The following is a 394-nucleotide window of genomic DNA, read 5'->3' as shown; positions in this document are numbered from 1 at the left end:
GTATACCTCCAACATACTAGGGTTAACGATACCCATATTCATACCTGCTTTAATGGCGTGGTATAGAAAGACCGAGTGCATGGCCTCCCGCACGGGATTATTCCCCCTAAAACTAAAGGAAACGTTACTTACTCCACCACTTACGCTACAATAAGGCAAATTCTCCTTCACCCAGGCGGTAGCCCGAATAAAATCTAAGGCATTCAACTTATGCTCATCCATCCCCGTAGCTACGGGAAAAACGTTCAGGTCAAAAATAATATCCTCTGGCGGAAACCCTACCTGGTCTACCAGTATATCATAGGATCGCTTGGAAATCTCTATTCGCCGCTCATAGGTATCGGCCTGCCCCACCTCATCGAAAGCCATCACGATAACGGCGGCCCCGTAGCGC

1 protein-coding gene is annotated in these 394 nt (G+C 48.2%); it reads right to left on the bottom strand.

The window, feature by feature from the left end; translation table 11 throughout:
* Positions 1–394: dihydropteroate synthase (locus tag F1E73_RS17450; protein WP_191089081.1), on the bottom strand; the 394-nt coding region annotated here is incomplete at both ends.

It is taken from the genome of Arenibacter lacus, from assembly GCF_008711145.1.
GTDB lineage: Bacteria > Bacteroidota > Bacteroidia > Flavobacteriales > Flavobacteriaceae > Arenibacter > Arenibacter amylolyticus.
Note: the sequence above shows the minus strand (reverse complement) of the source record. Positions and strands in the feature narration are given on the sequence as shown.